This is a genomic window from Shewanella sp. SM68, assembly GCF_025653925.1.
Lineage (GTDB): Bacteria > Pseudomonadota > Gammaproteobacteria > Enterobacterales > Shewanellaceae > Shewanella > Shewanella oncorhynchi.
Genome location: NZ_JAKKRU010000021.1, coordinates 19,682 through 28,817 on the forward strand (window position 1 = coordinate 19,682; position 9,136 = coordinate 28,817).

Below are 9,136 nucleotides of genomic sequence, written 5' to 3' on the forward strand. Positions count from 1 at the left end.
CGTTTCAAGCTCGGCTTGGGGTGTTCGCAAGCTTATGACACCGCCGAATGTTCAGCTTTTAGTCGATTTTCACTTTTAGTCGTTTTAGCCGCTCTCGCCGAGTTGACCCTGAAAGCACTTGGCTTACATTCTCGCATTCCTGTAATACCAGTTTAATTGGGCAACAGGTAAGGCTTTAGCAGCGACTGCAGTTCCTCAATATTGGCCTCGGGGAAGATATCAAGGCCCTCGCCATCGGTCAGGCGCTCAAAGGGGCCTTCGTACAGATCCTGAACCTTAATGCGCCCCTGACGGCAGATAACGCTTTTCAGCTGGTTGATAAACTGCACCTGCTTATAACTCAGCGGATGGGTTTGAATGAATCCGGCAAAGCGACTGTTGACCTCCTCAGGCTCAAGCCCCACCAGCTGCGCCAACGTATGGCCAAGCTCCTCAGGGGTACGGCCATAAAAGGCATTTAGGGCGTTAAGATCCACTCCGGGGTGCTGGGTGAGGATGATAGAAGCGAGTGATTTAAGCTCGGCCTCGGTAACTGGCTGGCCTTGATGAATCTTTTGCAACACAGGCTCGGTGGCCAGCATAGTATTAACAATGGTTTTAAGGCGCTCGCGGTAGGCTAAAGCCTCATTGTTGCCACCAATTACCACTGGGCGGTCATTCACCTGATAGTCAGTATCTTGGGTATGAGTAGTTGGCGTGCCAACAAGGGGCCCAGGCCCGGGCTTTTTGTACTTCATGATTCCGCGCAGGCTTTTGCGGGTGTTCTCGAGGGCGTCAAGGCTTAGGTTATTCCAGTAATCAGCGCTTTGTACTTTGGCAATTTCCGCGCCCATGTTACGCACGTGGTGGATGGTAACAGCCAGATTTTGCAACGCAGCAATCAGCTCAGCCTTGAGGTTTTCAAGCTCGCTGCTGCCACTTAGCAGCGCTGTTTGCAAACTGGCGAGCAGTCGGTCGAATGCCGAGGCATCTTTATCTTTGAGTTTGCGCTGCCCCATAAGCGGCGCGATTACCGATTCCAACTGGTGTTTGGTGGTGCCGCTCATCTCGAGCAACTTATCGGTTTCCTGCAGCTCTTTCACTAGGCGCAGATTACGACGCACGGCGATGGCCTCATCGGGCAGATCGCAAATATCCGCTTTGAGCTGGCTGCAGGCAAGTTCATAAGCCTGTACATGTGCTTTGCTTTGGGCCTCATTGGCAAGAGCCAGACGCGCCTCAAACAGGGTTTGCAACAATGAGCGGCTTTGGCCTGTATCGGCCTCGACATACTCTTCGTCAAAGTAAGCAAAGTTGCCGTAGTAATCAAAAATCAGGAACTCTTCTTTATGTTTGCCTGGGCCAAACAGATCTGGGCAAAGGCGTGTGCCGCGGCCAATCATCTGCCAAAACTTAACCCAAGACTTGACCGGGCGAGCAAATACCAGATTAACCACTTCGGGCACATCGATGCCTGTATCCATCATGTCGACCGAAATAGCGATACGAAATTCACTGCCGGCCTTTTTGAACTCATCGATACGTGCTTCAGGACGGTCAACCTTGTTGTGAATGACCTTGCACACCTTGCTGCCGTGCTGGGGATAAAGCTTTTCACAAAACAGTTTTTCGAGATGTTCTGCGTGGCGCTGATTCTGGGCAAAGATGATGGTTTTACCCACCAGCGAGTTTGTCGCATCCCTGATGCCATTGTCCATCAGGTTTTCGAGAATGGCGGTATCAGTTGTCACACTGAAAATCTTGCGACCTATGTCCTTGCCCTTAATGGTGGTCTTTTGCGCTTCTTCTTGACCCAGATCCTGCTCTAGCTGCGCTTGCTGCTCTAACGTGAGATCCTTGTAATGAATACCTTGCCTTAAGAATTCACTAGAGCATTCTTTGACTCGGAACGGATTGAGGAATCGCGGCTCGTGGCTGATGGCTTCGGCCAAATCAAAGTTAAAGCTGGGGTCGCCATTTTCACAGCCAAAGAGATCGTAGGTATTGCGGGCAATAAACTTGACCGGTGTGGCCGTGAGCCCCACTTGCATGGCATCGAAATAATCGAAGATGTCCCGGTAGCGGTTATAGATACTGCGGTGCGATTCGTCGGCAATGATAAGGTCGAAAAAGCCTACATCAAGCTGGCTGAAGCGGTTCATCATGCCGGGATAGGTGGAAACGAACACTTTTGCCGAAGCATCGATTTGGTTTTTCTCGCCAATGACACATCGCGGCTCGGACGGCAGAAAGTCTTTAAAGGCTTCGTCGGCCTGACGACGCAGCTCTTTTCTGTCGCACAAAAACAGCACCCTTTTTACCCACTTGGCCCGCAGCAGCAGCAGCTCCACCAGCGCAATGGATACCCGGGTTTTGCCAGTACCTGTTGCCTGGACAATCAGCGCCTTGCGCCTTTGCAGCTGAAATTTGGCTGTAACGGCTTTAATGGCCTCAACCTGATATGGGCGATTGTGACCGGCAATATTGAAATCAGGGTTCAGCAGTTCGAGATTAGGCTCTTTATATTTATGCTGGTATTGCAGGAATTTAAGGCTGTCTTTGGAATAGAAACCAAACACTTGACGATAGGTGTTGTACTGCTTGGTATCCCAGATACAGATTTCATAGCCATTAGTGTAAAACACAATGGGCGTGGGGCAATTGTGCTGCTTTGCGAGACCTTCAGCATAGTAACGAGCCTGTTCACGCCCCTTTTGCAAGTTTTCGCGGGAGCGTTTGGCTTCAACCACCGCCAGCGGTGTGCCATCGTCATCCCAGAGTACATAGTCGGCAAAACCAGTACCACTGCTGGTTGGCTGATGCGCGACTGGCACCTCAATACCTACGTGATCAGGATTACTGATATCCCAGCCTGCTTTGGCCAATTGAGTATCAATGAGAAGCTGACGGGTTTTGTTTTCATCCCACTGCAGGCTGTTGGCAGTTTGGGTACTGCGAGCCTTGGCAAGACGAAGTTCTTCGTCGGTAAGCTCGGCACGGTTTTCTGCCTCGATACGTTTTTGGCGCTCAAGCTCAAGCTCTTTCAACAGGGTATCGTGCTGCTGGCGGTTTTGCTGTAGTACTTTGTCGAGCTGTTTTTGCGTCAGTGCGACTGCACTGCCTGGTTTTTCGGGGTACTGAAGTTCAGCCAGATCGCCGGCATGAAACCCGTAGTAGTTTACCGCCATGTAGTTGGACAAAGCATGGGCGGTACCCAGTGCTGCGTAGGCTATTTGCAGTGAACCTTCAGCCCCATGGGCAGTAAGATTGCCTTCTACCCGCAAAAAATGCAGCTGATCACGTAGGCGCTGCTCGGTAACGTGAAGGAAGCCATCATTTTTTAGTAGCTCGATAAAGCTGGCCTGAGGCAGCTTTTGAAGACCATCAATGACGTAAATCTCTCTTGTAACTTCTTCGGCAAAACTTCTTAGCCGGGTAATAGCGCTGCCTGGATCCAGATGTAGGATTTGCTCTGCAAGTGCACCAAGATTCGCGAGCTTTTCGTTGTGACCACGAATGAGTTCGAAGTTTAAAGATCCCGTCATTGAAATAGCTACCTCCCTATAAGACTTTGAGTCTTATACCAGAAATTATTTATTATCTCGACGATTTGGCGCCGGATTTGTGCAAATTTTCTCTATCCGTTGTTTGACAAACTCCTGAATGATAAGCGTAACCGATCAGGATTAAACATTGAGGGTAAATAAGCTTGTGAAATGACCTTTCTTTATTGCCAGCTAAAAGCTTTAAAGACGTTGATGGAAGCAGTTACACAGATGTCGCACGCTAGAACTCAATCAAATCCGGCTGCCCACTTAAGGCGACTCGGTATCTCTGCCCCTGAGCCTCTGAAGTCGACAGAATTGATAACCTATCTGCTGTAGCTATAGGTAACGCTCTCTTTAACTTGCTATTGATCGTGCTACATATAGGTTGCAAAAATGCCCTCTCCATCCCTTTGAGCTTTTGCAGTTCATGGGCTTTAAAATCCTCAGGAGTAATACCGAAGCTCTCGAACACTCGAGGGTCTTGAGACAAAGTCGAGAACTGGGTTAAAAAAGTTTGGCTGTGGGAGGGGTCATCATCAAAGTAGCGGTCTACCCGCAGCCCTGACTCACCCTTTTGGTAAAGCCACAGGTAGAAAGCCAATTCCTTTGCGGTGAGCTTAATCTCGACGCCCAAGGTTTCTATGGTTTTGGCTTTAAGATTGACTTTTATTGACAAGGTTTGGCTTTGTCCGGCATTCAACAAGGCTACAGTTTGGCTGAGTGATAGGTTTTCCATCGAAGCCAGCAGGCTAGGGTCAATGGAGTGTCGCATTCTAACAAACGGAATTTCCGCCAAAGTAACTTGGGCTTTACTGACATCTATCTCGCCTTGTCCATTCTTACCCGTGACCCATTTGGTTGACTTTGTAGGAAACCAAAAATCACGCACAAACTCAAAGTCATCATCGACAAACACATGGCTTAACGTGTCTTGATGCCGACCAAGGAGCGACATGGCATAGCCAGTGTAAAATGCCATGGTCTTGCGCCCACCCGCGAGTGATGTATGAAGCGCAATGTTGGGATCGCTGGTTAACCTGAAGAGTGTCTTGGTAATGAAGTCTGCCATAAGGCTTTGGTCGTCAACGGTTTTAGCATCATCAACCTGATTACCGTCATCATCTTCAATCAACCAGATATGGGACTCATCGAAACGAAAATCGGGAAGCTGATATTCGTCTTTTAGTGCCTGTAAATGACCATCGCGAAACAGACCATTCATCAGCAACGGCTTAGCTGAAAGCGTAGTGATGACAAACACCTCCTCCGGGAACGGCTTGCCGCTCTGGTGGATGGCATACAGGGTTTCTGTCAATACCTGAGGGCTTGCCCCTATGGTTGCTAATAGGATGTTTTTCATAACGTTCCGTGTTTTACTGGTCTTCTAGGCATCATCTTCAATCACCTGAAAATTCTTGTACTCCCGGAAGACATCTGCTGAAACATCCTTGGATTGCTTTCCCTGCCCTGATGGCTGTACTACAAACCTGATTGAGTCCTGTAGTTGGACTTGAGATCTTTCGTAATCCTCGCCTATTGGAAATGTAAGTGAAAACGGGCTCAGTGCCTCAGCAAAATGCTCAACTATTAAATCCCGACTTTTAAAATCATCATTATCAAGCTGGGACATTTTCGCGAGAATAGCTGTATCAATCATTGTGCCGGACAACCAATAGGAGGCAGATGAGTAACCAACGCACCACCTGAGGTTGGAATCCTCGATGCATGCTTGCATAGCGGTCACGTTTTCTCCAACGTAACAAGAACCCAACAAAACCCCAGTTATATTGTATGCTCTCGATTTACTGGCTACAGCGCTGAGCGCATCTAATAGTTTTATTCCTTGAACTTTATCCTTATAGCCATGAGCAGCGATGTAAACAATGGTATTCAGGAATTTTGTTTTACAAAGACAGTCGAGCGCTTTACCGAAGCTGCTTTTATCATAAAAATTTGCCAGATACACTTCTGTGTCACCTGCTAATTTCGCAACACCATCCACAAACGGCAGCACACTGGTGCGATTAGAGTCTTCGGAGTCGATTTCCCAAGGTGCTTCCAAAACCAAAATTGCCCGGGTTGCATTTTGATGTCTTGCCATATTAAAAAACCCTTATGTAACCTACTAAATTATAATGACTTACTATGAATCATTACGTGAAACTAGTCCATAGAGACAGTGATTGAGCACCGTAACACGACTTTAACTAGGAAGGGCTTCGAAGCCTTTAAGGAGCATTTGGGTTAATGCCGTGTCAGTAACGTTGACATTTCATTCCTCAATGAAATGGGTATCTAGATACTGTGGTGCTCAGTAAGACGCTGGCGGAGCGGACGAAGCTATCAGTAGAACGCTTATGACATCTTTCTTCGTGACAGTGACGCAGCTCAGCACCAGCTGAAGTTTGGGGCAAGCGTGGTACAGCGCATCCAAAAATTCGTGCATTAATCCCAGTGAAAAACCTTCAGGTACAGAAAAGTGAATCAAGACATCCATAACCATTTGGGTATTTATCCCGGCAATCAGCGGCGCACCTGAACTGCCGCCAAGGGCGCCAACCAACAACACCGAGTCCGATTCTTTGATGAGTTCTTTTGCATCATTAAGTCCATGTTCATCAAATGTCGCTTCACCATTATTCTGCAGCCCGTCAGAGTTAACCAAAAGGGTGTTGGCATAGTCGATGGTACTCAGCAGGCTTGACTTACGACTGGCCAAAAGCCCATCCACTTCGGTGTGATTTTTCTTAACCAGACTTGCGCCAATGTAAGAACCAAGATCGCCCACGCCAATTACCAGAACCCGAGGCGTATACATAGTGAGGGCGAGATTATCAGCGACTAAAAATACTGGCTCGTTATCCAAGTAACAAACAGCCTAGCCCACAACACCCGATTGTCCAGAGCAGAGTCAGCTTGCTTCTTGAATAGTTCAACAATGACATCCCAATCATCACAAAACTCGTACCAGTACCTAGTCTTCCCTCAATAGCATCGAAACCCTCGGTAACTAAGCTAAAAACAAATCCCTGCTCCAAACATAAACCGCACATACCCTGCTCCTTATTCATTTTACGGATTAAGGATACAGAGCAATGCGTCAACTTGAGTCGCACAAGTACAGGAAGGCAAATCGACTGAGCGCGAATATAATACCAATTATATTAATTATGTGATCTAATTGGTCATCAGTTTTTAATCATACAAAATATGAATCATCCCCACATCGCAGCCTTAGTTAAATCGGAGAAAAGTGCACGCAAACGTATGCGCTATCTTGCCTTACTCCATTTCACTGAAGGTCATTCTCGTACCGCCATCGCAAGCATGCTTAAGGTCAGTAGAACCAGCGTCAATCGCTGGGTCTCCGCCTATTTAACCCATGGGCTGACTGGCCTTGACGATGCACCCAATCCGGGCCGTCCTGCGACACTCTCCAGACCACAGCAAGCTAAGCTTAAAGCCTTCGTACAGCACAGCAGTCTATCTGAACAAGGTGGCAGGTTGATGGCCAAGGATGTCGGCCTGTTTATTCAGTCTGAATTTGGCGTGACGTTCAAGCAAGCAAATATCTACCGCTTGCTGCATCAACTTGGCTTCTCATGGATTAGCACTCGCTCTCGCCACCCGAAACAATCTCAGGCTATACAAGAGGCTTTTAAAAAACTTCCGCATGGCAACGATCCTTAACACACCTGGGCACGTTGCACTCGATCGCATGGTTTCAAGATGAAGCCCGCTTTGGCCAACAGAATACCACCACCCGTATTTGGGCTGAGAAAGGGACCCGTCCACGGGCCGTCAAGCAGCAACAATTTGAATATGTGTATCTATATGGCGCCGTGTGTCCGGCAACGGGGGCGACACAAGCGATTATTGCCCCGCATGCCAATAGCGAATATATGCGTGAACACTTAAAATCGATCTCGGCCGCAACAGAATTTGGACGGCATGCACTGGTCATCATGGACGGTGCGGGCTGGCATCAACAAGATTTGGCCGATGACTTTGATAATCTGACGCTTCTCAAGTTGCCGCCTTATACCATTCCGCATAGAAGTCTGATCTAATAGCAAGCAACCCAACAGCTTAAAATTGGATTATGAAACCTGAAACCGCTGAAAGTCTGCTTAGCCTCTCCAAAAGAGAAAAAAATCCGCATAAGCGCATGCGATTGCTCGCTGTATCGCTATTTTTGCAATGCCATAACCGCACTCAGGTGGCAGGCCAGTTGAAGGTGGCCAGATCTAGCGTCAACTTATGGGTCTCCAGCTATCTTGGGCAAGGACTGGCAGGACTTGAAGATAAACCACGCTTAGGGAAGAAGCCGTCATTGTCAAATGAGCAAAAAAGGAGACTCGCCAGATACATTGAGTTTAAAGCACAATCAGATGAGGGCGGCAGACTCACTGGGGCCGATATCCAGCAATACATCTCGAGTGAGTTTAATGTCGAGTACCATCCCAATCACATCTAGAAGCTACTCAAGAGCATGGGATTCTGTTGGATAACCAGCCGCTCCAGGCATCCAAAACAAACTCAGAGCTTACAGGACGCTTTTAAAAAAGTTTCCTCTGGAAACGATCCTTCACGCTCCCATTCATATACAACCACACCAGATTGATATTTGGTTTCAGGACGAAGCCAGATTCGGCCAGCAAAATACAACGACACGACTTTGGGCCCCCAAAGGCAGTAGACCAAGAGCGCTAAGACAGCAGCAGTTTGAATATGTACACCTCTTCGGCGCTGTCTGTCCTGCAACAGGAGAAACTGAAGCCATCATCACGCCATTCGTTAATAAGGACATCATGCACCAGCACTTGGAGCTGATTGCAAAACGCACCAAACCTGGCCGCCATGCTGTCGTGGTAATGGACGGTGCGGGTTGGCATACCAATGACATTGCTGCTGATATCCCCAACCTGTCGATACTCAAACTGCCGCCATATTCCCCAGAACTAAACTCCATCGAACAGGTATGGAGTTGGCTGCGCCAACATTATCTCGCCAATCGTTGTTTTAAAGGATATGAGGACATAGTGGATGCCTGCAGCCAGGCATGGAACAGCTTTATCAGTTGTACAAAACGCGTGGTAAACTCGGGAGTGGGCGAAGGTGACTGAACTTTAATGCGGAATGGTATTATTCATAGCAAGGACAGCGTAAAAAGTTTGTGCACAAGAGGCTGGGCTAAAGTGGTCAAGATCTGATGCGGATTGGTATGACATGACCTCCGGTCAAACACAGTACAAAGTCACCATATGGTCACATTTTGGTCACGGTCACAAAGGGAGGAATGGGATTGTAAACGGATTAAAATCAAAAAGCCCATGCTAATTAATAGCATGGGCTTCATGAATGTTGGCGGAGCGGACGGGACTCGAACCCGCGACCCCCGGCGTGACAGGCCGGTATTCTAACCAACTGAACTACCGCTCCTTTAGGTTAACGTCTACACGTTAACCTAAATTAGGCGCTTGGCGATGACCTACTCTCACATGGGGAGACCCCACACTACCATCGGCGCGTTTGCGTTTCACTTCTGAGTTCGGGATGGGATCAGGTGGTTCCACAAGGCTATTGTCACCAAGCAAATTCTGCTTATT

General features: G+C 48.1%; 4 protein-coding genes, 1 tRNA gene, 1 rRNA gene and 2 pseudogenes. 2 read left to right on the forward strand and 6 right to left on the reverse strand.

Annotation, left to right across the window (positions count from 1 at the left end):
• Nucleotides 1-152: 152 nt before the first annotated feature.
• From L5M40_RS21795 to L5M40_RS21810, 4 genes are all read right to left on the reverse strand, one after another.
• Nucleotides 153-3,524 carry a DEAD/DEAH box helicase family protein gene (locus tag L5M40_RS21795; protein ID WP_263257241.1) on the reverse strand — a complete coding sequence of 1,124 codons (3,372 nt, stop codon included), beginning with the start codon at nt 3,522-3,524 and terminating at the stop codon, nt 153-155.
• 241 nt (nt 3,525-3,765) lie between these two features.
• The gene (csm6, locus tag L5M40_RS21800) at nt 3,766-4,887 is read right to left on the reverse strand and encodes a CRISPR-associated ring nuclease Csm6 (RefSeq protein ID WP_263195742.1); all 1,122 of its coding nucleotides are present in this window, start codon (nt 4,885-4,887) and stop codon (nt 3,766-3,768) included.
• Nucleotides 4,888-4,911: 24 nt separating this feature from the next.
• Nucleotides 4,912-5,628, reverse strand: a complete 717-nt coding sequence (locus L5M40_RS21805; RefSeq protein ID WP_263195741.1) for a hypothetical protein — start codon at nt 5,626-5,628, stop codon at nt 4,912-4,914.
• Between the two features lie 210 nt (nt 5,629-5,838).
• On the reverse strand, nt 5,839-6,393 hold the full coding sequence (locus tag L5M40_RS21810) for a hypothetical protein (protein ID WP_263195740.1): 555 nt from the start codon (nt 6,391-6,393) through the stop codon (nt 5,839-5,841).
• A 344-nt stretch (nt 6,394-6,737) separates the two neighbouring features.
• Here L5M40_RS21810 and L5M40_RS21815 point away from each other — a divergent pair.
• Nucleotides 6,738-7,573, forward strand: a pseudogene (locus L5M40_RS21815) (IS630 family transposase); the annotation flags it as partial.
• Nucleotides 7,574-7,629: 56 nt separating this feature from the next.
• Nucleotides 7,630-8,653: pseudogene (locus L5M40_RS21820) on the forward strand (IS630 family transposase).
• A 239-nt stretch (nt 8,654-8,892) separates the two neighbouring features.
• Here L5M40_RS21820 and L5M40_RS21825 read toward each other — a convergent pair.
• A tRNA-Asp gene (locus L5M40_RS21825) sits at nt 8,893-8,969 on the reverse strand.
• A gap of 36 nt (nt 8,970-9,005) precedes the next feature.
• Nucleotides 9,006-9,121, reverse strand: a 5S ribosomal RNA gene (gene rrf, locus L5M40_RS21830).
• Between the last annotated feature and the right edge of the window lie 15 nt (nt 9,122-9,136).

What these genes read in the sequence shown, in the direction of transcription:
- csm6 (WP_263195742.1), bottom strand. Translation starts at nt 4,887, where the DNA reads ATGAAAAACATCCTATTAGCAACCATAGGGGCAAGCCCTCAGGTATTG.
- L5M40_RS21805 (WP_263195741.1), bottom strand. Translation starts at nt 5,628, where the DNA reads ATGGCAAGACATCAAAATGCAACCCGGGCAATTTTGGTTTTGGAAGCA.
- L5M40_RS21795 (WP_263257241.1), bottom strand. Translation starts at nt 3,524, where the DNA reads ATGACGGGATCTTTAAACTTCGAACTCATTCGTGGTCACAACGAAAAG.